This window comes from Pseudomonas sp. Mb7, from assembly GCF_054790525.1.
Map to the genome: position 1 here is coordinate 1,826,664 of NZ_CP186501.1, position 22,479 is coordinate 1,849,142.

The 22,479-nt window shown below is 60.7% G+C and carries 27 protein-coding genes; 16 read left to right on the plus strand and 11 right to left on the minus strand.

What is annotated here, in order from left to right; all coding sequences use genetic code 11:
• Positions 1-286: 286 nt before the first annotated feature.
• The gene (locus ACOYXH_RS08385) at positions 287-655 is read left to right on the plus strand and encodes a DUF427 domain-containing protein (RefSeq protein ID WP_093437143.1); all 369 of its coding nucleotides are present in this window, start codon (positions 287-289) and stop codon (positions 653-655) included.
• Between the two features lie 55 nt (positions 656-710).
• Here ACOYXH_RS08385 and ACOYXH_RS08390 read toward each other — a convergent pair whose 3' ends face one another.
• The gene (locus ACOYXH_RS08390; RefSeq protein WP_095047447.1) at positions 711-2,333 is read right to left on the minus strand and encodes an MFS transporter; all 1,623 of its coding nucleotides are present in this window, start codon (positions 2,331-2,333) and stop codon (positions 711-713) included.
• Positions 2,334-2,463: 130 nt separating this feature from the next.
• Positions 2,464-4,116 carry a GMC family oxidoreductase gene (locus tag ACOYXH_RS08395; protein WP_460410504.1) on the minus strand — a complete coding sequence of 551 codons (1,653 nt, stop codon included), beginning with the start codon at positions 4,114-4,116 and terminating at the stop codon, positions 2,464-2,466.
• Between the two features lie 133 nt (positions 4,117-4,249).
• Between ACOYXH_RS08395 and ACOYXH_RS08400 the strand changes: the two genes are divergently transcribed.
• The 7 genes from ACOYXH_RS08400 (at position 4,250) to arsH (ending at position 9,110) form a co-directional block, all read left to right on the plus strand.
• Entirely contained in the window at positions 4,250-5,155 is a 906-nt protein-coding gene (locus ACOYXH_RS08400; RefSeq protein ID WP_095047445.1) for a LysR family transcriptional regulator, read from the plus strand.
• Between the two features lie 74 nt (positions 5,156-5,229).
• Positions 5,230-5,682, plus strand: coding sequence for a GNAT family N-acetyltransferase (locus ACOYXH_RS08405; RefSeq protein ID WP_095047444.1), 453 nt, complete (start codon positions 5,230-5,232; stop codon positions 5,680-5,682).
• Complete coding sequence (locus ACOYXH_RS08410) at positions 5,672-6,103, plus strand: VOC family protein (protein WP_095047443.1); 432 nt, start codon at positions 5,672-5,674, stop codon at positions 6,101-6,103. The genes ACOYXH_RS08405 and ACOYXH_RS08410 overlap by 11 nt, the downstream gene beginning before the upstream one ends.
• A 148-nt stretch (positions 6,104-6,251) precedes the next feature.
• The gene (locus ACOYXH_RS08415) at positions 6,252-6,599 is read left to right on the plus strand and encodes a metalloregulator ArsR/SmtB family transcription factor (protein ID WP_095047442.1); all 348 of its coding nucleotides are present in this window, start codon (positions 6,252-6,254) and stop codon (positions 6,597-6,599) included.
• Between the two features lie 23 nt (positions 6,600-6,622).
• Positions 6,623-7,906: an arsenic transporter gene (locus ACOYXH_RS08420; RefSeq protein WP_095047441.1), complete on the plus strand. Its 1,284-nt coding sequence runs from the start codon at positions 6,623-6,625 to the stop codon at positions 7,904-7,906.
• A gap of 28 nt (positions 7,907-7,934) precedes the next feature.
• Positions 7,935-8,405, plus strand: coding sequence for an arsenate reductase ArsC (locus ACOYXH_RS08425; RefSeq protein ID WP_095047440.1), 471 nt, complete (start codon positions 7,935-7,937; stop codon positions 8,403-8,405).
• A gap of 9 nt (positions 8,406-8,414) precedes the next feature.
• The gene (arsH, locus tag ACOYXH_RS08430) at positions 8,415-9,110 is read left to right on the plus strand and encodes an arsenical resistance protein ArsH (RefSeq protein ID WP_220558588.1); all 696 of its coding nucleotides are present in this window, start codon (positions 8,415-8,417) and stop codon (positions 9,108-9,110) included.
• Positions 9,111-9,139: 29 nt separating this feature from the next.
• Here the strand turns inward: arsH and ACOYXH_RS08435 are convergent, their stop codons facing one another.
• Complete coding sequence (locus ACOYXH_RS08435; protein ID WP_320414238.1) at positions 9,140-10,066, minus strand: universal stress protein; 927 nt, start codon at positions 10,064-10,066, stop codon at positions 9,140-9,142.
• On the opposite strand from ACOYXH_RS08435, the gene ACOYXH_RS08440 reads away from it, so the two are divergent.
• Both ACOYXH_RS08440 and ACOYXH_RS08445 read left to right on the plus strand, forming a co-directional pair.
• Positions 10,065-10,280, plus strand: coding sequence for a hypothetical protein (locus ACOYXH_RS08440; protein WP_320414239.1), 216 nt, complete (start codon positions 10,065-10,067; stop codon positions 10,278-10,280). The genes ACOYXH_RS08435 and ACOYXH_RS08440 overlap by 2 nt on opposite strands.
• A gap of 34 nt (positions 10,281-10,314) precedes the next feature.
• The gene (locus tag ACOYXH_RS08445; RefSeq protein ID WP_134173893.1) at positions 10,315-11,388 is read left to right on the plus strand and encodes an NAD(P)-dependent alcohol dehydrogenase; all 1,074 of its coding nucleotides are present in this window, start codon (positions 10,315-10,317) and stop codon (positions 11,386-11,388) included.
• Positions 11,389-11,437: 49 nt separating this feature from the next.
• Here ACOYXH_RS08445 and ACOYXH_RS08450 read toward each other — a convergent pair whose 3' ends face one another.
• From ACOYXH_RS08450 to ACOYXH_RS08485, 8 genes are all read right to left on the minus strand, one after another.
• The gene (locus ACOYXH_RS08450; RefSeq protein ID WP_095047435.1) at positions 11,438-12,001 is read right to left on the minus strand and encodes a GNAT family N-acetyltransferase; all 564 of its coding nucleotides are present in this window, start codon (positions 11,999-12,001) and stop codon (positions 11,438-11,440) included.
• A gap of 157 nt (positions 12,002-12,158) precedes the next feature.
• Positions 12,159-13,574 carry an ATP-binding protein gene (locus tag ACOYXH_RS08455; RefSeq protein WP_095125750.1) on the minus strand — a complete coding sequence of 472 codons (1,416 nt, stop codon included), beginning with the start codon at positions 13,572-13,574 and terminating at the stop codon, positions 12,159-12,161.
• On the minus strand, positions 13,571-14,233 hold the full coding sequence (locus tag ACOYXH_RS08460) for a response regulator (protein WP_007910671.1): 663 nt from the start codon (positions 14,231-14,233) through the stop codon (positions 13,571-13,573). The genes ACOYXH_RS08455 and ACOYXH_RS08460 overlap by 4 nt, the downstream gene beginning before the upstream one ends.
• 11 nt (positions 14,234-14,244) lie before the next feature.
• Entirely contained in the window at positions 14,245-14,889 is a 645-nt protein-coding gene (locus ACOYXH_RS08465) for a tetratricopeptide repeat protein (RefSeq protein ID WP_095125749.1), read from the minus strand.
• Positions 14,886-15,695 (minus strand): SDR family oxidoreductase, encoded by an 810-nt coding sequence (locus ACOYXH_RS08470; protein ID WP_095125748.1) that lies wholly within the window; start codon positions 15,693-15,695, stop codon positions 14,886-14,888. The genes ACOYXH_RS08465 and ACOYXH_RS08470 overlap by 4 nt, the downstream gene beginning before the upstream one ends.
• Entirely contained in the window at positions 15,682-16,356 is a 675-nt protein-coding gene (locus ACOYXH_RS08475) for a TenA family transcriptional regulator (RefSeq protein WP_095047431.1), read from the minus strand. The genes ACOYXH_RS08470 and ACOYXH_RS08475 overlap by 14 nt, the downstream gene beginning before the upstream one ends.
• On the minus strand, positions 16,353-17,834 hold the full coding sequence (locus ACOYXH_RS08480; RefSeq protein ID WP_460064115.1) for an AMP-binding protein: 1,482 nt from the start codon (positions 17,832-17,834) through the stop codon (positions 16,353-16,355). Before ACOYXH_RS08480 ends, ACOYXH_RS08475 begins: the two co-directional genes overlap by 4 nt.
• Positions 17,824-18,501 carry a thermostable hemolysin gene (locus ACOYXH_RS08485; protein ID WP_320414243.1) on the minus strand — a complete coding sequence of 226 codons (678 nt, stop codon included), beginning with the start codon at positions 18,499-18,501 and terminating at the stop codon, positions 17,824-17,826. Before ACOYXH_RS08485 ends, ACOYXH_RS08480 begins: the two co-directional genes overlap by 11 nt.
• Before the next feature lie 209 nt (positions 18,502-18,710).
• Here ACOYXH_RS08485 and ACOYXH_RS08490 point away from each other — a divergent pair, with 209 nt between their 5' ends.
• From ACOYXH_RS08490 to ACOYXH_RS08515, 6 genes are all read left to right on the plus strand, one after another.
• On the plus strand, positions 18,711-19,259 hold the full coding sequence (locus tag ACOYXH_RS08490) for a cytochrome b (RefSeq protein ID WP_258709633.1): 549 nt from the start codon (positions 18,711-18,713) through the stop codon (positions 19,257-19,259).
• A 230-nt stretch (positions 19,260-19,489) separates the two neighbouring features.
• Positions 19,490-19,702, plus strand: coding sequence for a DUF4287 domain-containing protein (locus tag ACOYXH_RS08495; protein ID WP_150730017.1), 213 nt, complete (start codon positions 19,490-19,492; stop codon positions 19,700-19,702).
• A gap of 13 nt (positions 19,703-19,715) precedes the next feature.
• The gene (locus tag ACOYXH_RS08500; RefSeq protein ID WP_459668688.1) at positions 19,716-20,195 is read left to right on the plus strand and encodes a GNAT family N-acetyltransferase; all 480 of its coding nucleotides are present in this window, start codon (positions 19,716-19,718) and stop codon (positions 20,193-20,195) included.
• Between the two features lie 190 nt (positions 20,196-20,385).
• Complete coding sequence (locus tag ACOYXH_RS08505; protein ID WP_320414246.1) at positions 20,386-20,985, plus strand: GIY-YIG nuclease family protein; 600 nt, start codon at positions 20,386-20,388, stop codon at positions 20,983-20,985.
• Between the two features lie 70 nt (positions 20,986-21,055).
• Positions 21,056-21,577 carry a GNAT family N-acetyltransferase gene (locus tag ACOYXH_RS08510; protein ID WP_320414247.1) on the plus strand — a complete coding sequence of 174 codons (522 nt, stop codon included), beginning with the start codon at positions 21,056-21,058 and terminating at the stop codon, positions 21,575-21,577.
• A 499-nt stretch (positions 21,578-22,076) separates the two neighbouring features.
• Positions 22,077-22,439 (plus strand): DUF6124 family protein, encoded by a 363-nt coding sequence (locus ACOYXH_RS08515; RefSeq protein ID WP_108226440.1) that lies wholly within the window; start codon positions 22,077-22,079, stop codon positions 22,437-22,439.
• Positions 22,440-22,479 lie beyond the last annotated feature (40 nt).

Consider the following 22,479-nt stretch of genomic DNA (forward strand, 5'->3'; position numbering starts at 1 on the left):
AGCGGCCCTCACCCTAACCCTCTCCCAGTGGGAGAGGGGACTGATTGGGGGATGCTACAGAAATACATCGACCTGATAGCGCGATGCCGAATCCATAATCGACACTGCAATATCAGGTCGATGTAGAACGAAAGACACCCCCGTAGGCTCCCTCTCCCTCGGGGAGAGGGCTGGGGTGAGGGGCTTTTGGGGTTAAAGAGCCGGGCCGTTCGGCTGCAAACCCACCCCAACCAGAACCAATGAGCTATACCTGAACCGGTCTCTTCGCCGTATCCAGGAGAACCCCATGAAAAGCTCCGGCCCTAGTCCCGTCATTGCCCTCGAACAACTTCCCGGCTGCCTGATAGTGAAATTCCACGGCATCCAGGTCGCGGCCTCGTCCCACGTACTGATCCTCAACGAAGCCAACTACCCGCCGGTCTATTACGTCCCCCGCGAAGACATCGACGAAAAGTATTTCGCCCGCACCGATCACACCAGTTATTGCCCGTACAAGGGCGACGCCAATTACTTCAGTCTGCAAGTGCCGGGGCATGAAGGGGCGAATGCGGTGTGGACTTATGAGAAACCGAAAATCTCGGTTGGTCCGATCAAGGACTACGTGGCGTTTTATCCGGATCAGGTGAAGTTCGAAGTGATCAAGGCTGATGCCTGAGCAAAAAAAACGGCGAGGGTCAAAGCCCTCGCCTATTGAGTTGTCAGGTTGAGTTTCAGTTCTTGTCGAGATCTATATTCTTCGTCTCACGCAAACAGATCATCCCCACCACCAGGCTCACCCCGGTAATCAGCACTGGATACCACAGCCCATAAAAGATGTCCCCGGTGTACACCACCAGCGCAAACGACACCGTCGGCAGAAACCCGCCAAACCAGCCGTTGCCGATGTGGTACGGCAGCGACATTGAGGTATAGCGAATGCGCGTCGGGAACAGTTCGACCATCAGCGCCGCGAGCGGGCCGTAGCACATCGCCGAGATGATGATCAGCGCCACGATCAGGGCAACGATCATTGGCTTGTTGATCTGCTGCAAATCGGCCTGTTGCGGGTAGCCGGCCAGGGTGATCGCGCCGCGCAGTGCGGCCTCGTCGAAGCCATCGAGTTTGACGTCGCCGACGCTCACTTGCACGGCGCTGCCGGCCGGGGCGGCGGCGCTGGAGTAGGGCAGGCCCTGTTTGACCAGGAAGGTTTTGACCTTGTCGCACGGGCTGTCGAATTTGGCTTTGCCCACCGGGTCGAACTGAAAGGTGCAGGTCGCCGGATCCGCCAGTACGGTGATCGGTGCCTGACGGCTGGCCTGATCAATCGCCGGGTTGGCGTAGTGCGCGAGGGATTTGAAGATCGGGAAGTACAGCGCCGTGGCCAGCAGCAAGCCGAGCATCAGCACTGGTTTACGGCCGACCTTGTCCGACAGCCAGCCGAAGAAGATAAAGAACGGTGCTCCGATGACCACGCTGATGATCAGCAAGGTGTTGGCCACCGCCGGATCCATTTTCAGGAACTGGGTCAGGAAGAACAGCACGTAAAACTGCGCGGCGTAAAAGGTCACCGCTTGCCCGGCGTTGATGCTGAACAGGGCGATCAACACGACTTTGAGGTTTTCCCATTTGCCGAAGGATTCGCGGATCGGCGCTTTCGAGGTTTTGCCTTCCTCTTTCATTTTCAGGTACGCCGGGGACTCATGCAGGCTCAGGCGGATCCAGGTGGAAATGCCCAGCAGCACGATCGACAGCAGGAACGGAATACGCCAGCCCCACACCTCAAACTGATCGCCGGTGAAGTAGCGGCAACCGAGCACCACCAGCAGCGACAGCAACAGGCCGAGAGTGGCGGTGGACTGAATCCAGCTGGTGTGGAAACCGCGTTTGCCGATTGGCGCGTGTTCTGCCACATAAGTCGCAGCACCGCCGTATTCACCGCCGAGGGCCAGGCCCTGAAGCATGCGCAGCACCACCAGAATGATCGGTGCGGCGATGCCAATGCTGGCGTAGGTCGGCAGCAGGCCGACGCAGAAGGTCGCCACGCCCATCAGAATGATCGTCGCCAGAAAGGTGTATTTGCGCCCGATCATGTCCCCCAACCGACCGAACACCAGCGCCCCGAATGGCCGCACGATAAAGCCGGCGGCGAAGGCCATCAGCGCAAAGATGAACGCCGTGGTGTCGTTGACCCCGGCGAAAAACTGCTTGCTGATCACCGCCGCGAGGGCGCCATAGAGGAAGAAGTCATACCACTCGAACACCGTACCGAGTGATGAAGCGAAGATGACTTTGCGTGTATCCGGGCTGGTCTCCGCGCTGCGCACGGCGTCCAGCGGCTGAACGTGTTCTGACATATCGGTATCCCTCACAGTGATTGTTTTTGTTGTTCCACTGGTGCTCGATGTCCATGAATCAAACGCATATCCCCTGTAGGAGTGAGCCTGCTCGCGATGGCGGTGTATCAGCCAACACAGATGTCGAATGTTATTCCGTCATCGCGAGCAGGCTCACTCCTACAGGTACGGTGTTTACAGCTTTGGAATTGAGGATGAGTTGTGCCGCTTTCTCGGCAATCATCAGCGTAGGCGAACAGGTGTTGCCCGAGGTGATGCGCGGCATGATCGACGCATCGGCAATGCGCAAACCGGGCACGCCGTGGACGCGCAGTTGCGCATCGACCACCGCATCGCCGTCATTGCCCATGCGACAGGTACCGACCGGATGGAAAATCGTCGTGCCGATTTTCGCTGCTGCTTGCTGCAATTCTTCTTCACTTTGCAGGCTGGCGCCGGGCAGGTATTCCACCGGTTTGAACGCTTGCAGGGCAGGGGCGCTGACGATGCGTCGGGTCAGACGAATCGCATCCGCTGCCACGCGCAGATCTTCAGGATGACTGAGGTAGTTGGGTTGAATCAGCGGCGCTTCCTGTGGATCTGCCGAACGAATGTCGATGCGTCCCCGACTCTGCGGACGCAAATCGCAAACTGAGGCGGTGAAGGCGGGAAAGCTGTGCAGCGGCTCGCCAAAACGCTCGAGCGACAGAGGCTGCACGTGATATTCCAGATTCGCCGAAGTCTGCTCCGGCCCCGACCGCGCGAACGCGCCCAACTGACTCGGCGCCATCGACAGCGGCCCGCTACGGTCATACAGATAACGCAGGCCCATGCCCATCTTGCCCCACACGCTGCCAGCGATCTGGTTGAGGGTTCGGGCGTTTTCCAGTTTGTAGATCAGGCGCAGTTGCAGGTGATCCTGCAGATTGCCGCCGACGCCCGGCAGCTCATGAATCACGCCGATGCCCAAGCGTTCGAGCAACGGCCGAGGACCAATCCCGGAGCGTTGCAGAATGCTCGGCGAGCCAACGGCACCGGCGCACAGGACGATCTCCTTCCGCGCCTTGAATTGCTTGGTCTGACCTTCATGACGCGCACTGACTTTTGTTGCGCGACCGTCCTCCAGCAACACCCGGTCAACCTCAACCCCGGTCAGCACCGTCAGATTCGTCCGATCACGCACAGGCTTGAGAAAGGCCTTCGCCGCGTTCCAGCGCACGCCGGATTTCTGATTGACCTGAAAGTAGCCGCAACCCTCGTTGTCGCCCTGATTGAAGTCATCGATGCTGGCGATACCGCTTTGCTCGGCGGCACTGCGAAAGGCATCCAGAATCGGCCACGACAGACGCTGCTGCTCGACCCGCCATTCACCCTTGGCACCGTGAAATTCAGCCGCGCCGGCAAAGTGGTTTTCGCTCTGTTTGAACAGCGGCAGCACGTCGTTCCAGGCCCAACCCGGGTTGCCCTCGGCCGCCCAGCCATCGTAGTCGTTGGCCTGGCCGCGCATGTAGATCATGCCGTTGATGGACGAACAACCGCCCAGCACTTTACCGCGCGGATAGCTCAGCGCGCGGCCGTTGAGGCCCGGTTGTTCTTCGGTCTTGAAGCACCAGTCGGTGCGCGGGTTACCGATGCAGAACAGGTAACCGACAGGAATGTGAATCCACGCATAGTTGTCGCGCCCGCCGGCTTCAAGCAGCAGCACACGCTGCTGCGGATCTGCCGACAGCCGATTGGCCAGCAAACACCCGGCAGGGCCGGCGCCGACCACGATGTAGTCGTATTCATCGAGGGAAGTCTGCATTCCCTGACCTCGCTTTTTGTTTTTATTGTCGGACACTCTAGTTGTTAGCTTTCGTTAAAAGAATGTTAGTTTTTGCGCAGCCGCTGTGCGTTTTCAAACAGCGTGCATTGACCATAGCCGACAAGGACACGCCATGTTCGACTGGAACGACCTGCGGTTTTTTCTCGAGCTGCAACGCAGCGGCCGCCTGCTCACCGCCGCCCGCCGCCTCAACACCACCCACGCCACCGTCGCCCGCCATATCGAAGCCATCGAAAAAAGCCTCGGCACCGCGCTGTTCGTCCAGCACGCCCAAGGCTACGAAATGACCCCGGCGGGGGAGGCGCTGCTTAAACATGCTGAAGCGATGGAAAACGTTGCGTTGCTGGCGCAGGAGGAAATCACCCAATCCACTGCGCCGTTGGGCAAGATTCGTGTTGGCGTCACCGAAGGGCTAGGCATCAAGTTTCTCGCCAGCCGGATGATCGGCTTGTTCGAGCGCTATCCGGGATTGGAAGTGGAACTGGTCGCGGTGCCGCGCTTTGTCAGCATCCTCAACCGTGAGGCGGAAATCAGCATTCACCTGGAGCGCCCGGCGGCGGACATGCTGGTCACGCGCAAGCTCACGGACTATCGCTTGGCGCTGTACGCCAGCCAGCGCTATCTCGATAAAGCCCCGCCCCTGCACAGCCGCGAGGACCTTGGGCGGCATGCGTGGATCGGTTATGTCGACGATTTGCTGTTCAGCCAGGAATTGATGTTTCTCAACAGTTTCTGCCGCAGCCCTCGGGTTGTGTTTCACAGCACCAGCGTCATCGCGCAGCAGGAGGCGGCGCGGTCGGGATTGGGCATTGCGGTGTTGCCTTGCTACATGGCCGAGTCGGATCCCGATCTGGTGCCGTTGCTGCCGGATGAAAGCATCGAGCGTAGTTACTGGATCAGTACGCGGCGCGAGTTGCACAAGTCGGTGCGGCTGCGGGTGGTCTGGGATTATGTGGTGGGGTTATGTGAAGCGGAGCAGGGGTTGTTGCTGGGCAGATCGCAGGCCGGCATCCGTTAATCCTTTTGGCTGTGCTGCTGTTGGCGCCGCTTTTGCTTGAATAGCTTCAAAGCCTTTGGCAATGGAGAGCAGCAATGAGGGAATGGCTTAGCGTTCGCGACATCAATGCGGACACCTTGAAGGCCATCAGTGACGGCGTCTTACGGCATGGCCGAGCCTTGTCTGAGGCTCGCGGCGGGCACGCTGAAGCCATCGCCTGTGCGCTGATGGAGGAGGGAACACTGATCGGCGGCGCTACCGGCAGAACCGAATTCCGGCGCCTGTTTGTCAATTACCTGTGGATCGACGCGCAATGGCGCGGAACCGGGCTGGGTACTCAGGCGTTGCACAAGCTTGAGGCGCTGGCCGTTGAAAGGGCGTGCGTGGATGCCTTGATCGAAACGCTGGATGACGACGTCGCCCGTTGGTACACCCGCTGCGGCTACCGATTGATCGCGCACGTGCCTGAGTACTGCGGCCCGTGGAGTCGTCATACGCTGTTGAAAACCCTTGGCGCAACCCAAGGAAATGCCGCCGATGACCAATAGCGATCTGGGCAGTACACCCAAAACCGGCAGGCTTCATCACGTTGAAATCAACGTCTCATCGCTGGAAGTCTCGCTGCGCTTTTGGCAGCCGTTGCTCTTGATGCTGGGATATACGCAGCATCAAAACTGGCCCGCCGGGCGCAGCTTTATTCTCAACGGCACCTACCTGGTGTTCGTTCAGGCAAGCGATCTGCAACAGGGCTTTAACCGCCGGGGCGTGGGCTTGAATCATCTGGCGTTCCAGGCGGGTTCACAGGCGCAAGTGGATGAAATGGCGGATTGGCTGCGAACGTCCGGTTTTCGTCTTCTCTACGAGAGCGCCTATCCGCACGCCGGCGGCCCGGAGCACTACGCCCTCTACTGTGAGGATCCGGACAAGATCAAAGTAGAGATCGTCGCGCCGGTGGACACGCACCTGTAGTCCCGTTTGCAGGGCTGGCACGAATGACGTTGCGTGCGGCATTGAAGACTGTGCCTTCTACAGCGCTTTGGCAAAAAGGAAATTCTTGGGGTTGATTAATATATGGATATCCGTATATTCGAATTTCCATATGTGCAGAGCCCATTCCATGATCACTCCCACCGAAGTCTTCAAGAGCCTCGCTGACGAAACCCGTGTCCGCGCCATGCTGCTCATTTCCGATCAAGGTGAACTCTGCGTCTGCGAGCTGATGTGTGCGCTCGACGACAGCCAACCGAAAATCAGCCGCCACCTCGCGCAACTGCGCAGCAATGGCTTGCTGCTCGATCGCCGTCAGGGCCAGTGGGTCTATTACCGGCTCAATCCGGAGCTGCCGGCGTGGGTGCGCGAGATTCTGCAAGTGACGTCCAAAGCCAACGCCGATTGGCTCAAGGACAACGCCGCCCGCCTGCAGAACATGGACGGGCGTCCGGTGCGCGAAGCCGCCTGCTGCTGAATCCGGATTTAGAGAGTTCTGACATGTTGCTGGCTTTCGCTGTTTTCGTCTTCACCCTCGTACTCGTCATCTGGCAACCCAAAGGATTAGGCGTCGGTTGGAGCGCCACGTTCGGTGCCCTGATCGCCCTGGCTGTCGGTGCCGTTTCGCTGCAGGACATTCCCACAGTGTGGGCCATCGTCTGGAACGCCACCGCCACGTTTATCGCGGTGATCATCATCAGCCTGCTGCTGGATGAAGCCGGCTTCTTTGAATGGGCGGCACTCCACGTTGCACGATGGGCAAAGGGCAGTGGTTATCGATTGTTCGCGTTCTGCGTGTTGCTCGGCGCGGCGGTGGCGGCGGTGTTCGCCAACGACGGTGCGGCGCTGATCCTCACACCCATTGTCATGTCGATGTTGCTGGCGCTGCGCTTTTCACCGGCGGCGACGTTGGCATTCGTCATGGCCGCCGGGTTTATTGCCGACACGGCCAGCCTGCCGCTGGTGGTATCAAATCTGGTCAACATCGTCTCCGCCGACTACTTCGGCTTGGGCTTTGCCGAATACGCATCGGTGATGGTGCCGGTGAGTCTGGTCAGTGTCGCGGCGACGTTGCTGGTGCTGTTTGTGTACTTCCGGCGCGATGTGCCACAGCGCTACCCGGTTGAGGCGCTTCAGGAACCCAAAGCAGCGATTCGCGACCACGCCACCTTCGTGGTCGGCGGCTGGACACTGCTGATACTGCTGGTCGGACTGTTCGCACTGGAACCGCTGGGGATTCCTGTCAGTGCCGTCGCGGCAGTGTGTGCGGCGATCCTTTTTGCGGTCGCTGCCAAGGGCCACAAGATCGCTACCCGACGGGTTTTGCGCGATGCACCGTGGCAGATCGTGGTGTTCTCGCTGGGCATGTATCTGGTGGTGTATGGCCTGAAGAATGCCGGGTTGACTGACCTGCTGGCCGTCGTCCTCGACCGCTTGGCCGAGCAAGGTTTGTGGAGCGCCACCCTCGGCACTGGCCTGCTGTCCGCGCTGTTGTCATCGGTGATGAACAACATGCCCAGCGTGCTGATCGGTGCGCTGTCGATCCAGGCCAGCGACGCCCAAGGGCTCGTTCGCGAAGCGATGATCTACGCCAACATCATTGGCTGCGACCTCGGCCCGAAAATCACCCCCATCGGTAGCCTCGCCACGTTGCTCTGGCTGCATGTGCTGGAACGCAAAGGTCTGCGCATCACCTGGGGCTACTACTTCAAGGTCGGCATTCTGCTGACCCTTCCGGTTCTGTTGATCACTCTTTCGGCCCTGGCACTGCGCCTGAGCCTTTGATGTCCGCCAAAAGCGGTAGGAGCAATCCATGCGAGTTTTGTTCATGTGCACGGCCAACAGCTGCCGCAGCATCCTCTCTGAAGCCATGTTCAATCATCTGGCGCCAGCGGGATTCGAAGCGGTGAGTGCCGGCAGTTTTCCCAAAGGTCAGGTCTTGCCGCGCAGCCTGTCGACGCTGCAACAGGCCGGCATCGCCATTGATGGTTTGCACAGCAAAGGCAACGACGCTTTTGAAAGCAACCCGCCAGATATCGTCATCACCGTGTGCGACAAAGCCGCTGGCGAGACTTGCCCGGTGTATTTCGGCCCGGCGCTGAAATCCCACTGGGGGCTGGAAGATCCGTCCGAAGTGAAGGGCGACGAAGCCACTGTCGACGCGGCTTTTCACGCCACCCTTATGCGCATCGGCCAACGCTGTCAGGCCTTCCTCGATCTGCCTTTCCACTCGCTCAGCCGCGATCAACTCAAGGCTGAGCTCGACCGCGTCGGCACGCTTTAAGGAGGATTTATGTCCGAACTGCCCAACCTCGATCTCAATCTGTTCGATAACGCCAAACCGTCGCAAGCGGGCGCGCACAAACCGCGCATCCTGCTGCTCTACGGCTCGACCCGCGAACGCTCCTTCAGCCGTTTGCTGGTAGAGGAGGCCGCACGTCTGCTCGAACACTTCGGCGCCGAAACGCGCATCTTCAACCCATCCGGTCTGCCACTGCCCGACGACGTTCCGGTCGACCATCCCAAGGTGCAGGAACTGCGCGATCTGGTGCTGTGGTCGGAAGGCCAGGTCTGGTGCTCACCCGAACGTCATGGCGCCATGTCCGCCGTGTTCAAGGCGCAGATCGACTGGGTGCCGCTGGAACTCGGCGCCGTGCGCCCGACTCAGGGTAAAACCCTGGCCGTAATGCAAGTCTGCGGTGGCTCGCAGTCGTTTAACGTGGTCAACCAGTTGCGCGTGTTGGGCCGCTGGATGCGCATGTTCACCATCCCCAACCAATCCTCGGTGCCGAAGGCCTACATGGAGTTCGACGACACCGGGCGGATGAAAGCGTCGCCGTTCTACGATCGTGTGGTGGATGTAATGGAAGAACTGGTGAAGTTCACCGTGCTGCTGCGTGATCAACAGGCGCATCTGGTCGACCGTTACTCCGAGCGCAAGGAAAGTGCCGAGCAATTGATGGCGCGGGTCAATCAGCGCTCGATCTGAGGCCGTCCCTCGGCGAGGGACGGCTGCGTTCAGTCGACCAGTACTTGCGGTGACACCACCCAGACGCTGCAGGGCATTTTGTACAGCAACTGTTCCACCGTGCTACCGATCAACCGACCGAGGCCGCGATGACCGATCCGGCCCATGACGATCACGTCGATGTCATAGGCATCGGTGTAGCTGCACAGCACTTTGGCCGGATTGCCCATGATCATGTGCTGGCGTTCCGGCGCGATGCCGTTGCGCTCGGCCAGTTCGCGGAATGCATCACCTTGCGCATCGAACAGGGTTTTCGCCTTGCCCGGGGTAAAAAACGTCGAGGCGTTGCCAAAACCGAACTCGTCGGCGCTGATCGATGACAGGTCGTAGGCGTAGATCACATCCAGTTCGGCATCGCAGAGGCTGGCCAGTTTCGCGGCCTCGCGCAGGATGCGGTCGTTGAAGTCAGCGTATTGCTCGTCGCGATGAAACGGATCAATCGCCGCGACGATCCGCCGAGGCCGGGCATGCTGAACATGGCTGACAAAGTGCAGCGGCACCCGGCATTCGCGCAGCAAATGAACATCGAGCGGGGTGAACATCAATCGCGACATGAACGAGGCGTGCTGCAGATCCTTGATCAGCAGGGCCATCGGCTGCTCCTTGAGGTGAATCTGGATTTCACGCAACGGATTGTCGACCCACACCACTTCCGTGGTCACGGTCACGCCGAGGTGGCGCATGGGCCGGGCCTGGTCCTCCAGCCATTGGCGGTGGCGCTCGACATAACCCAGGCGCATCTGTTCCAGGGCCTGCTCGTTGACCAATCCGGCGGTCGCCAGCCCTTCGAGGTAATCGAATGCCACGATATGCAGCGCCGCACCCGATGCCTTGGCCAGGGCAGCGGCCCGATCGAACGCAGGGCTGTGTTTCATCAGCGGTGAAGCTACCAGCATGAAACGTGCTTGCTCGGACATGACGAATCTCCTGTGGGTAGCGGCATTGGCCGGCCAGACGCAACGGCGTCAGTTCATGTTGCTCCGTGCCGCCGGGCGCGGCTTGATCTTTGTCAATGACGCAGCCGAGCAACGCCCGCGCCCGACGGGCGGTAGCGGCGGGCGCAATCCTGCATTGATTGATCGTTATCAACCTTGTGTCGGTCAGTTCGGCGCAGCCTTGGAAAGGTGCTGAACTCACTGCAAACACCTGCACAGGAGTCTTGATCATGGCCATGATGAAAGCGGCGATATTCGTCGAAAAGAATCGCATCGTGCTGGATGACAAACCGATCCCCGAGGTTGGCCCGCTGGACGCACTGGTGCGTATCACCACCACGACGATCTGCGGCACCGACGTGCATATCCTGCGTGGCGAGTATCCGGTGGCCAAAGGTTTGACCGTCGGTCACGAACCGGTGGGCGTGATCGAGAAACTCGGCTCACAGGTGCGCGGATTTTTCGAAGGCCAACGGGTGATTGCCGGCGCCATCACCCCCAGCGGCCAAAGCTACGCCTGCCTGTGTGGCTGCGGCTCCCAGGACGGGCCGGACACTCGCCACGGCTTTCGCGCCACCGGCGGCTGGAAATTCGGCAACATCATCGATGGCTGCCAGGCGGAGTACGTCTTGGTGCCCGATGCCTTGGCCAACCTGTGTCCGATCCCCGACGGGCTGAGTGACGAACAAGTGCTGATGTGCCCGGACATCATGTCCACCGGATTCTCCGGCGCCGAACGTGGTGAAGTCAGTATCGGCGACAGCGTTGCGGTGTTCGCGCTGGGGCCGATCGGCCTGTGTGCGGTGGCCGGGGCGCGGCTCAAGGGCGCGAGCGTGATCATTGGCGTCGACGCGGTGGCCGAGCGCATGAGCGTCGCGCGGCAGTTGGGTGCGACCCATGTGGTCAACTTCAAGGATGGCGACGTGGTCGAGCAAATCATGGCGTTGACCGACGGGCGCGGCGTGGATGTGTCCATCGAAGCCTTGGGCACCCAAGGCACGTTCGAGTCTGCCTTGCGGGTGTTACGCCCGGGCGGACGCTTGTCGAGCCTTGGGGTTTACGCGTCGGACCTGCGCATTCCCTACGATGCCTTCGCGGCGGGGCTGGGCGATTACAGCATCGTCAGCACCCTGTGCCCCGGCGGCAAGGAGCGCATGCGCCGGTTGATGGCGGTGGTGCAAAGCGGTGGTGTCGATCTGTCGCCGCTGGTGACCCACCACTTCAAACTGGACGATATCGAAGCCGCCTATGAACTGTTCGCGCATCAGCGCGATGGGGTGATGAAGGTGGCGATCACGCCTTGATTGGCAATGCGCCCCGTACTGTTTACTGGTGCAGGGCGCAGGAATGGCGCTACAGACTCAGGCGATGAATGACCTGATGGGGATCATCAGGATCGCTGTGGGTTTCAAAGCCCAGTGATCGGGCGAGGTCGCGCATGGCCGTGTTGCTGGCCGAATCCACCGAATACAGATGTTTGAAACCGTTGAGCCGGGCGGCTTTGATCAGGTGCTCCATCAGCAACGTGGCCAGGCCCAGGTGCATCCATTCATCGGCGACCGTCACAGCGCATTCGCAGTCCTGTTCGCCCGTGGCGGCGTAGCGGCTGATGCCGATCTCGATCAATTCGCCATTTTCGTGAACCAGTGCGATGAAGGCCGCGCGTTGTTTGTAATCGACGTCCATCAACTGATCGAGCAACGCGGTGCCCGGCTCACTCATCTGCGCGAGAAAACGCAGGTGTCGGGACTCGGGCGACAAGCGCTTGATAAACGCGTACTCGCGTTCGCGATCCTTGGCGGCCAGTGCGCGGATCAAGACGTGGCGGCCATCCTTGAGCGACTCGATCCAGTATTCACCTTGGTGCGCGGCATAGGCCGGCGCCGCACGGTCATTGTGGTCTTTGACAGTGAGCATGAGATGAGCCTCCATCGGGGCTGAACGAGCAACGCGCAGGAGAGTGCGCTGAGTCTGTTCTACACCGATGTCAGCCCCGGAAGCTGATCTGGATCAGATTCCGACGCGCGGCCACTGTTTTTTAGCGGGCGATGGTGCTTCTGTTTCCGCAACAGGCTCAGCCCTGAGGTGGCTCGCGGGTGCTGCGTTGCGATGCGGGGCGCGGTTGCCCGTCGGGAATCGACAAGGTCGCGCGCAGGCCGCCCTCAGCGCGGTTGACCAAAGTGATCCGTCCGCCCAACTGCGTGGCGATGGTGTTGACGATGGTTAGCCCCAGCCCCGCGCCGTGGGCATTGCCGCGACTGTAGAAGCGTTCGAACAAGCGCGCCCGGTCGGTTTCATCGATGCCCGGCCCCTGATCTTCAACGCTCAAGTGATAGAAACCCTCAGCCTGGCTGAGCAGCACGGTGATCACGCCGTGTTCCGGGGAGAAGTTCGCAGCATTGGTGATCAGGTTGTTCAGGGCAATGTCGATCGTGCCGGGGCTGGCCATGATGTTGAACGGCTGGGCGCTGTCTTCAAAGGCCAGTTCCAGGTGTTTGCTCAGCAACCATGGCGTCAATTGCACCAGGCTGTTGCGCACGGTTTCGCTGAGGTCGATGGGTTGCAGCGGCGGCGGATTGGGTTTCGGCTCCAGACGCGCCATGGTCAGCAACTGGTTGACCAGGCGACTGGTGCGGTCGACCCCGGCGATCAGAAACGCCAGCGATTCGCGGCGTTCCTGTTCGGTGCCGGCCTCCTGCAGGTTCTGCGCATGCACCCGCAGCACCGCCAGCGGCGTACGCATTTCGTGGGCGGCGTCGGCGATAAAGCGCCGCTCGCGGCCGAGCACTTCCTGGATCTGCGCGAGCATACGGTTGAGCGCCGCCTGCATCGGTTCCAGCTCACTGGGCAGCGGCGCCAATTGCAACGGTTCCAGCGAACCGCTGTGGCGGGCGCGCAAGGTTTCGGCCATGTTCGCCAAAGGTTTGAGGCCCCAGCCAATCGCCAGCCAGACCATCGCTGCCAGCAGCAGGCTGCCGACCACGTTCGGCCACAGCGTGTGACGGACGATGCGGTCGACCAGATCGGCGCGCACATCGTCGCGCTCACCGACCCAGATGCGCAGGCCGTTCTGTTTGTCTTCAAGGAGAAAGGCGCGCCAGTGCCGATTGTTCAGATCCACCACATCGCTGAAACCGGGCTGAGTCGGCGGCGCCTTGAAGGACGGTGCGCTGGCGGTGTGCACCAACACATCACCGGCAGGATTCCACACCTGAAAGGCGATTTTGCGTTCGTAAGGATGACCCTCGCCGCGCGGCACCGCTTCGCCCAGCGCCGAGTTAAACGCCTGGTAAAGCTCTGCGTGCTGTTTGCTGGCCAGGGGCATGCGCATCACCCCTTGCAACAAGCGCGCGTTCTGCGCCAATTGTGCGTCGTAGACTTCGGCGATTTCGTGGTTGCTGTCGTGCAGGTTGAAGGTGCTGAGCACCGCGAGGCCGGCCAGCAACAGGCCGATGATCAAGGTCAGCGTGCGGCGGCGGATCGAGGTCATCGACGCTCCTCCACCAGATAACCCACGCCGCGAATGGTGCGGATCAGGTCGGTGGAAAACTTCTTGCGCAGGTGATGGATGTGCACTTCGAGGGTGTTGCTTTCGGCTTCTTCATTCCAGCCGTAAAGCAGCTGCATCAACTGATCGCGGGTCATCACCCGGCCCGGCGGCGACAGCAGCTCGTGCAGCAACTGATATTCCTTGGGCGTCAGGGCCACAGGCTGGCCCTGATAGCTGACTTGCTGGGTGCCGGGGTTAAGGCTGATGCCGGCATGCTCGATCAACGCCTGGGCGCGCCCGGCACTGCGCCGCAACAGGGCGCGCAAGCGTGCCTTGAGCTCGTCCAGGTCGAACGGTTTGATCAGGTAGTCGTCGGCCCCGGCGTCGAGCCCGGCGATGCGATCTTCGGTAGCGTCGCGCGCGGTAAGAATCAGCACCGGCAGATTCGAACCGCTGTCGCGCAGGCGGCGCAGCACTTGCAGGCCGTCCATGCGCGGCAGACCGAGATCCAACACGGCGACATCGAAGGTTTCACTGAGCAGCGCATGCAACGCGCTGCTGCCGTCCTTGAGCCAGTCGACGGTGTAACCCTCGCGGCCCAGCGCCTGATGAATGCCTTCACCCAGCGCCACGTCATCCTCAACCAGTAATAAACGCACGCGGACTCCTGTCAGTCGAGTTTCTTGTTCACGTCCACCAGCAGGGCGGCGATCTCTTTGCGACGCCCGGCATCGGCACTTTCCCGGCCCGGACGCGGCGCGGCTTGTTGGGCTTTGAGCAGGGCTGCTTTGGCTTCAGCGTAGCGCTTCTGACGGTAGAGGTGATCGCCCCAGAAGTACAGGCTGTCGATGCCGTTGGGGTTGAGTTGCAAGGCTTGCTTGAGCAGTTGCTCGGCCTTGTCGCTGTCGCCGAAACCGATGGGCCAGCCGGGCACGCGGTCATACAGCGCGGCGAGGCTGGTGTAGGCCGAGCCTTGCAGGGCTTTGGGGTCGAGGGTCAGGGATTTTTCCAGATCGGCCTTGGCGTCCTTGGCTTTGCCCAGTGCGCCGAGTCCGCCCTCGGCACCGGCCCAACTGCTGGTGACGATGCCTTTCCAGATCCACGCTTCGGCCACCGCCGGGCGCTGCGTGGTGAACGTGTTGGTTTCGCTGGCCAATTGTTCGAACGCGGCGGCGCGCTGTTTTTCCGCCACTTCATATTGGATGTGCGCCCAGCTCTGCTGGATGCCCTCGAGACGTTGCTGGTCGGCCGGTTCCAGCGCCCAGACACTTTGACTCAAGGCGGCGAGCAACAGGCATGCGGATAGTTTTTTCATGGCTTTGGCGACTCGTGGTCAGGTTTTTCACTGAGACGGCGGATCAGCGGCAACTGCTTGCGCAGGCCTCGATCCACCAGATGCGGGAGCAGATTGTTCAGGCGGACGAAGAAGCGTTCCGGCCAGCCCAGGTAGAGATCGCGACGATCACCGGCAATCGCATGGATCACCGCCGAGGCCACGGTTTGCGGATCGTCGACGTTGGCCTTGAGTGCGTCGTTCAACGCTTGTGCGGCGGCGCTGTTCATCGAGGTGCGCGTGGCGCGGGGCGCGACGTACAGCACGCTGACGCGGGTGTCGGCGAGCTCGCGGCGCAGCGCCTCGGAAAACCCGCGCAAAGCGAATTTGGTCGCGCAATAACTGGCGTAACCCGGGTAGCCGATCGAGCCATAGGTCGAACCGACGTTGACCACCATGGCGCTGTCGGCCTGCTTGAGCAGCGGCAACAGCAGTTTGGTCAGGCACATCGGTGCACTGATGTTCACCGCCAGCATCGCGTTGATGTCGCTGTCATCCAGCTGTTCAAGCATGGCGAAGTGATTGACCCCGGCGGCGTTGATCAGCAGGTTGATGCCGCCGATGGCTTCGGCGGCGACCAGCACTTTGCGCCGATCGCTGAGGAAGGTCAGGTCAGCCGCGACCCAGCACAACGAGTCGGGGTAGCGCTTGAGCAACGGCAGCAATGCCTCCTGATGCCGCGCCACCGCGAGCACATGGGCACCGGCTGCGCACAAGGTTTCGGCGATGGCCAGGCCGATGCCGCCACTGGCACCGGTCAGCACCACCCGCGCATCACGCAGCTGCATGTTGAGCCTCCGCGTCACGCGGCAAGCCACGGAACATGTCGGTGTACAGGCGATAGACGACTTTCGAGGCATGGATCACGGCGGCTTGATCGGCAGGATCTTCCAGCTGATTCATCAGGCGCCGATAGGTCTGCATGTGCTCGATATCGAGCGAACCGTGGGAGCTCAGGTAACTGAACGCCGTTTCCGGCAACGCCAGGCGCTCGCGAATGCTGCCCGCCGCGTGGGTGGCCAGGGCGATGCTGGTGCCTTCGAGCACGTTGACCATGCCGAACAGACCGACCGGATTGCCCCGGGCGATCAGGTCGTAAAGAAAGCTGACCATCAGTTCGATCGACAACGACGGCTGACCGTCGCGCACCGCATCACGATCACCGCCACATGCAGCGATGTCGTTGAGCACCCAGTGCTCGTGGCCGTATTCGTCTTCGATGTACTCGGCCACCGCTTTGCGCAGCCATTCCAGACGCGTCGGCAGGCGCGCACCGCAAGCCATCATCAGCGGCACGGTGTGGCGCACGTGGTAATACGCCTGAGCCAGAAACGCCCGATAACTGTCTAGGCTGACCTTGCCTTGCAGGGCATCGACGATGATCGGCAGGTTGAACAGTTCGTGGCGTTCCTGTTGCGTGGCTTCTTGCAGGGTGTCAAAAAAACTCATGATGCGGACTCCTCGGAAACAGCGGATTCGGTCAATTGCGCGTGGTACTGCGCGACGATGGCGTCGCGGCGCGGGCGGCCATTGGCGGTGAGCAAGCCATTGGCGGCGGTGAAGGGTTGCGGCAGGCGCGTCCACTGATGCACCTGGGCGTAATCGGGCAAAGCCTCGTTGGCTTCGGCGACGGCAGCGGCCAGTTCGGCATCGGTGCAGTCCGGACGATGTGGCCAGAGCAGTGCGTGGTTATGCGGCAAGGCCTCGCCGTAAACGAACGCCTGAGCGATGTGGCGGCGCTGGGTCAGCTCGGACTCGACCCATTCCGGGTTGACGTTGCGCCCGAAACTGGTGACGAACTGGTGCTTCTTGCGGCCCTTGAGATAGAGAAAACCTTCCGGGTCGAACTCGCCCAGATCGCCGCTCGGCCACCACTCATCGGCGTACGGCGCGTCGCCCAGATAACCGAGCAATGTGGAACCCTTGATCAGCACCTCGCCGTCCTCGGCCAGGCGCACTTCAACATGTGGCAGCGGTCGGCCGACGCTGCCGGGGCGGCGTGCGCCGGGGCGATTGAGGCACACCACCGAGGCGCATTCGGACAGGCCGTAGCCTTCGTAAACTGGCAGCCCGACCCGTTGCGCACGGTGCAGCAGATCCTCCGAGACCCGCGCACCGCCGACAGCGGCAAAGCGCAGGTTTCGCGGGTCGAAGGCTTTCTGTTCGGCGGCGCTGACCAGCAACAACAGCAACTGCGGCACCAGGATCAGACTCTCCGGCGCGCGGCTGGCCAGATAACCGAGCAGGCGCGGAATCTCGACGCCGCTGGCGCCCTGAATGCCGAGGGTTTTCTGGCTCGGCACACTGAGCGTTGCGCCGGCATACAGCGCGGCATAGCAGCCGAGGTTCTCTAGCAGAATCGCCAACGGCAACAGCGCCAGATGATGCTGCGGGCCGGTCGCTTCGCTGGCCTGATCCAGCTCCCGCGCCACCCGCAGCAGGCTGTCGGCGCTCAGGCATACACCTTTCGGCGTGCCGGTGGTACCGGAAGTGAAGGTGAGTTTCGCGGTGCCGGCCGGCATGCAATTCGGGCCACTGAACGAACGGCACCAGAACTCGCCACGTTGTTCATAACCAGCCGCGAGCAGTTCGGCGCCCAGTTCTGGCTCGGCGATCACCCGTTCGGCTTGGCTTTGTTGCAGACAATGAGCACGTTGCGCCGCACTGAAAAACGGCGGCAGCGTCACACAGGTCAGGCCTTCAAACAGCACGGCCAGATCCCACAGCATCGCGTCGACGCCGTTGTCCAACGCCAGCGCAATCACCTGCGCTTGCTCATCGCGCAGGCGCTCCTGGCGATACAACACCTCGGCGTACAGCGTGGCGTAATCGAGTTTCAGCGTGTCGCCCCACAGGGCCGTCGCGTTGTCATTGCGCCGGGCATGGTCGCGCAGGGTTTCCTGGAAGCGTTGCAGTTCAAGCGACATGACAGGCTCCTTCAATCGAGCCGGGCAAACCCAGGCGAGTAAACAGGCCGATATCGCGCAAATGGACGAACCCGGCGCGGATGTTGCCGACGTGCACCCAAGGTTTACTTTCGTAATAACTGCCCCAGTGTTGACGCTCGTCACCCAATCGATCCGGGTCAGCGGCGCACAATGTCACTGGCTTCAAACCCAGGCGATGGAAGCTGTTGACCAGGCCGATGTTGCCGGTGAACGTCACCCATTCCAAGCCGCCCATGGCCAGCAGGTAGGTGATGGCGATGATGCTCAGGCGCGCGCTGCCGGTGTCGCTGGCGGCGAGGTTGCCGACTTCGACGATGGCGCTGCGCTCGACCGCACGATCTGCCGCCGCGCTGATCAACGGCTCGATCGGCTCATCCAGATAGCGCTCAAGGAACAGTGATTCCAGATGCGCGCGACGCACCCCGGCCACGGCGCACAACTCGCCATCGCCGTTGTGCATGCCGAACAGCTCGGGCATGAAATGGCGGATGTCGGCGCCGTGGGCTTTGCGAAAGCGCTGCTGGATAAAGGCTTCGAAAGTCTCTCGCAGGGCATCGTCGGGCAGCGCACCGGTCAACGTCATCTGCGGTGTTTCGGCTTGACCGAAGCGCAGGGGCAGGGGGATGTTCCAGTCAAATTCGGGCATGGGCAGAACGCCTCCCTCAATAGGTTTGAGGCGAGTATCGGAGGCATTTCTTAACGAAGTCTGAAGGTGAAAAAAGGTTAACCTGAGGGTCTGTCTTCAGACTCTCTTAAGACTGGGCGGGCAGGGTAACGCCGTCGGTTCGCCCAACAACCGGAGCGAGGCGGTCGAACGAATCGGCCGTCACTCACGACAATCAAGAGGCGCAGCTTATGTCCCACGACATCGCCGTAACCCGTTACGGAAAACTCTCAATCACCCTGCACTGGCTGATGCTGGCGCTGTTTGTCGGCGTCTACGCGTGCGTCGAAATCAAGGGCTACCTGCCCAAGGGCAGCGAAGCACGCGGCTTGCTGATGGGCTTCCACGGCCTGTTCGGCGCGAGCATCTTCGCCCTCGTGTGGATCCGCCTGCTCGGCCGCCTCAGCCCACGCCCACCGATCACCCCCAAACCACCGGCGTGGCAGACCGGCATCGCGCACCTGACACACCTGGCGCTGTACGGCCTGATGATCGCCACCCCAATCCTCGCCTGGCTGATGCTCGCCGCCGCCGACAAACCGTTCCCGTACTTCGGCTTCCACGTCCCGGCACCCGTGGCCATCGACCCGGACTTCGGCAAACAACTGAAGTACTGGCATGAACTGATTGGCAGCACCGGTTACTGGCTGATCGGGCTGCACGCGCTGGCGGGGTTGTTTCACCATTATTGGGTGCGGGATAACACGCTGGTGCGGATGCTGCCGGGCCGCACCGAATAACCCTGATCCACTACAACCCCTGTGGGAGCGAGCCTGCTCGCGAAAGCGGTGTGTCAGCCTACGATGATTTTGGCTGACACGGCCCCTTCGCGAGCAGGCTCGCTCCCGTAGTTTTTTGTGGTGTCTGGCAGAGCGGGGCAGTTGCCGGAACCGCACTTCGCGTCCACTCTATGACCTGCCGACAAGGAGCGTCCGCCGACCCTCCGTCGTGACCACAGGGAGCTTGCAGCATGAGCGAAGACAACAAGGTAAAAGGCCCGGCGTCATACTTCCCCTCCATCGAGAAAAAATACGGCCAGCCCATCGAACACTGGCTAAACCTGCTCGCCAGCATCACCGACAAGAAACACATGGAACTGGTGGCGTGGCTCAAGGAGGAACACGGCATGGGCCACGGCCATGCCAACGCCTTGGTTGCGCATCATCTGGCGGGTAAAAAGTGAGGGCAGGGCAGCGATGAATTTCTCCCACCGGCCCGTGACGGCCGACGACGTCAACACCCTGTGCAGCTTTCCCCAGGGCGAACAAGAACTGTTCTTCATGTTCCCGAAAGCCAACTTCCCGCTGACGGAAGAACAGATGCACAGCGCAATCAGCCAGCGCTTCGACTCCACGGCTTTTCTGGCCAACGGCGAGTTCGTCGGCTTCGCCAACTTCTACCGCGCTGAGCACGATGGCATCTGCTGCATCGGCAACGTCATCGTCGCGCCCTACGCCCGAGGCCAGGGTGTGGCGCGGTACATCGTCGAGACCATGACCGCGTTGGGTTTCGAAAAATACCAGGCCAAGGAAGTGCAACTCTCCTGCTTTAACGAAAACACTGCAGGACTGCTGCTCTACCCGAAACTTGGCTTCGTGCCGTTCTCCATCGAAGAACGCCCGGCGCCGGGTGGCCGCCGTTCCGCGCTGATCAACATGACGCGCCACCGACCATAGCCATCCTCCAATCTCTGTGGGAGCGAGCCTGCTCGCGAAGACGTCAGCCCGGTAAAAAACGCACCAAACCTTGGCCCGAATCCTGTGGGAGCTAGCCTGCTAGCGATGGCGTCAATTCAGTCGACGCATCAAGTATTGAGAGGCGTGCAACCCGCGCCCCGTGAATGATTCATCAACATAGCGAATAAGAATGGACACTCTGAAAGACAGACCGCGAGCAAAAGAAGTGCAAGCGGCTTGGCAGTCACTTGCTGGTCAGATGCTCAACACACAAGCGGTACACCGTATCGAACATCTGGTTTCCAAAAATCATGCTGTCACCGTACCGCCGAATGCCGGAGTTTATGCATTCTGGTGGGTGGGATGCCGTGAGCAGCTCATGAACGCAAATCGGCATATTATTTTGAAGGGCCCAGGAGGTTCTGATGTCGATGTGCTCTACCACGATTGGTGGCCGGCAGACGCACCGTACCCGTGTTTGTACGTAGGTAAGGCGACCAATTTAAAACGTCGGCTGAGAGAGCACCTTTTACCCGGCACGGCGGGTCGCGCGCACCCACCGTTAACCCAAAACAATAAGGCCAAGCCTCGAACAACCTCCTGCCAGTTACGATTTGGCATCGAACATGTATTTCCTGCGGAAACTGCACCCCTGACATTGATAAATGACAATGTCGGGTTTTCCTGGTGCGATGACTTTCCGGATAACGCAGTGGCTGAACGTTTCTTTGCCGAAGATAGACTTGTAGGGCACCTTCGGCCGTGGTTCAACATCGATTCGGAGCGCTAATGTGCGACAAAGGGCTGGATTGCTAATTCGCGTTCCAGCCCGGTTTTGCCACATTTCAAAGGTTTTGATCATGTCAGACATACCACCACGCCTGATCTACAGGCGCCCACAACAAGCAGACCTACCAATCGTGTTCGCTATTTTCGGCGACCCGCAAACCAACCAATTCAACCCCGCCGGCCCCTTGACCGACATCGCCCAAGCCGAGGCCCTGCTTGATCGCTGGCTGCAACACTGGACAACCCACGGCTACGGATGGTGGGCAATCAGCAGCCCTCAAGCCCCCGGAAAAATCCTCGGATTCGCCGGCATCGCTGCCCATGACTATCTAGGAAAACCGGTCACCAACCTCGGCTACCGCTTCGCCGTCGAAGCATGGGGCCACGGCTACGCAACAGAAGCCGCCCAAACCGCGCTGACCCACGCATTTCACCACCTCGGTTTACCCGAAGTCTTCGGACTGGTCAGACCCGAACATTCCGCCTCAATCCGCGTTCTGGAAAAAATCGGCATGCACCGCTTCGGCGATCTCGACGACGTCCCGGGCAAAGCCCCCAGCCTGGTATTTCGCATTCAACGACCTGACGTCTAGACCGCATTCCCCTGTGGGAACGAGCCTGCTCGCGAAGACGTCAGCCCAACCACCGCAAAATCCAAGCCGACCACAATCCCCTGTAGGAGTGAGCCTGCTCGCGATAACGCTAGCCCCGTCACCCCATCAACCACTGACCGAAATAAACAGTAAAAACCACCACTGTTTAAACGAAGCCTCAAGTAACCACCGAAACCCTACAACGCCTTGCGCCGTTACCTACGACTAAGCCAGAATCCGCCGGCTTGTGCGTCTAGGTCTCGGGTTCTATCGTCTGTCGGTCGCTGAAAAACAGCGATCGGGTTTGGTAGCCCGGTGTTAGATGTACAGCTCCTCCATCGCCGAAACTTCTTCGTTTCGAATTTATGGTGGTCATGTGCAGGGCGTCCTAGGGCGCGCCGGATCCTAACACCCGGTCTACCAACCTGCGCATGGCCGCCACCCTTCGTTTGGTAGCGAAAGGGTGAAGCCTCCTCTAAATGTGTTAGGAGCTTCATCTATGTTCAAAGTAACGCCGAACCCACCAGAAACCGACCCCACATCCCCCTACGAATCCCCCGACTCCAAGCGATTCCACGAAGCCGCCGAACGCGCCCTCGACCACTACCTCAAACCCGCCAGCCAAATCATGGCCAGCACCCAACAACCCGAACGCATGTACCTCGCCAACCCGAAGTACAACAGCGAATCCCTGCTCGCCAACGCCAGCGAAACCCTCGGCTCCGCCAGCGAAATGCTCCTCAACTTCGCCGCCATGCTCGACACCCCACACCGCAAAACCGCACTGGGCATCGCCCAAGTCGTGATGCTCGGCGAAATCGCCGTAAACCAAGCGCTGGATAACGTCGAAATCGCCAGCTAACCCCCACCTCGACGAGGGGAAACCCTCGTCGAACCCCGCT

Bases quoted from the DNA above. Each gene is read 5' to 3' on its own strand.
- ACOYXH_RS08510 (WP_320414247.1), top strand. From the start codon at position 21,056: ATGTCAGACATACCACCACGCCTGATCTACAGGCGCCCACAACAAGCA.
- ACOYXH_RS08515 (WP_108226440.1), top strand. From the start codon at position 22,077: ATGTTCAAAGTAACGCCGAACCCACCAGAAACCGACCCCACATCCCCC.
- ACOYXH_RS08500 (WP_459668688.1), top strand. From the start codon at position 19,716: ATGAATTTCTCCCACCGGCCCGTGACGGCCGACGACGTCAACACCCTG.
- ACOYXH_RS08385 (WP_093437143.1), top strand. From the start codon at position 287: ATGAAAAGCTCCGGCCCTAGTCCCGTCATTGCCCTCGAACAACTTCCC.
- ACOYXH_RS08435 (WP_320414238.1), bottom strand. From the start codon at position 10,066: ATGTCCGAGCAAGCACGTTTCATGCTGGTAGCTTCACCGCTGATGAAA.
- ACOYXH_RS08475 (WP_095047431.1), bottom strand. From the start codon at position 16,356: ATGAGTTTTTTTGACACCCTGCAAGAAGCCACGCAACAGGAACGCCAC.
- ACOYXH_RS08495 (WP_150730017.1), top strand. From the start codon at position 19,490: ATGAGCGAAGACAACAAGGTAAAAGGCCCGGCGTCATACTTCCCCTCC.
- ACOYXH_RS08480 (WP_460064115.1), bottom strand. From the start codon at position 17,834: ATGTCGCTTGAACTGCAACGCTTCCAGGAAACCCTGCGCGACCATGCC.
- ACOYXH_RS08405 (WP_095047444.1), top strand. From the start codon at position 5,230: ATGAGGGAATGGCTTAGCGTTCGCGACATCAATGCGGACACCTTGAAG.
- ACOYXH_RS08410 (WP_095047443.1), top strand. From the start codon at position 5,672: ATGACCAATAGCGATCTGGGCAGTACACCCAAAACCGGCAGGCTTCAT.
- ACOYXH_RS08440 (WP_320414239.1), top strand. From the start codon at position 10,065: ATGACGAATCTCCTGTGGGTAGCGGCATTGGCCGGCCAGACGCAACGG.
- ACOYXH_RS08415 (WP_095047442.1), top strand. From the start codon at position 6,252: ATGATCACTCCCACCGAAGTCTTCAAGAGCCTCGCTGACGAAACCCGT.
- ACOYXH_RS08400 (WP_095047445.1), top strand. From the start codon at position 4,250: ATGTTCGACTGGAACGACCTGCGGTTTTTTCTCGAGCTGCAACGCAGC.
- ACOYXH_RS08420 (WP_095047441.1), top strand. From the start codon at position 6,623: ATGTTGCTGGCTTTCGCTGTTTTCGTCTTCACCCTCGTACTCGTCATC.
- ACOYXH_RS08505 (WP_320414246.1), top strand. From the start codon at position 20,386: ATGGACACTCTGAAAGACAGACCGCGAGCAAAAGAAGTGCAAGCGGCT.
- ACOYXH_RS08455 (WP_095125750.1), bottom strand. From the start codon at position 13,574: ATGACCTCGATCCGCCGCCGCACGCTGACCTTGATCATCGGCCTGTTG.
- ACOYXH_RS08485 (WP_320414243.1), bottom strand. From the start codon at position 18,501: ATGCCCGAATTTGACTGGAACATCCCCCTGCCCCTGCGCTTCGGTCAA.
- ACOYXH_RS08395 (WP_460410504.1), bottom strand. From the start codon at position 4,116: ATGCAGACTTCCCTCGATGAATACGACTACATCGTGGTCGGCGCCGGC.
- ACOYXH_RS08445 (WP_134173893.1), top strand. From the start codon at position 10,315: ATGGCCATGATGAAAGCGGCGATATTCGTCGAAAAGAATCGCATCGTG.
- ACOYXH_RS08450 (WP_095047435.1), bottom strand. From the start codon at position 12,001: ATGCTCACTGTCAAAGACCACAATGACCGTGCGGCGCCGGCCTATGCC.
- ACOYXH_RS08425 (WP_095047440.1), top strand. From the start codon at position 7,935: ATGCGAGTTTTGTTCATGTGCACGGCCAACAGCTGCCGCAGCATCCTC.
- ACOYXH_RS08465 (WP_095125749.1), bottom strand. From the start codon at position 14,889: ATGAAAAAACTATCCGCATGCCTGTTGCTCGCCGCCTTGAGTCAAAGT.
- ACOYXH_RS08470 (WP_095125748.1), bottom strand. From the start codon at position 15,695: ATGCAGCTGCGTGATGCGCGGGTGGTGCTGACCGGTGCCAGTGGCGGC.
- ACOYXH_RS08390 (WP_095047447.1), bottom strand. From the start codon at position 2,333: ATGTCAGAACACGTTCAGCCGCTGGACGCCGTGCGCAGCGCGGAGACC.
- ACOYXH_RS08490 (WP_258709633.1), top strand. From the start codon at position 18,711: ATGTCCCACGACATCGCCGTAACCCGTTACGGAAAACTCTCAATCACC.
- arsH (WP_220558588.1), top strand. From the start codon at position 8,415: ATGTCCGAACTGCCCAACCTCGATCTCAATCTGTTCGATAACGCCAAA.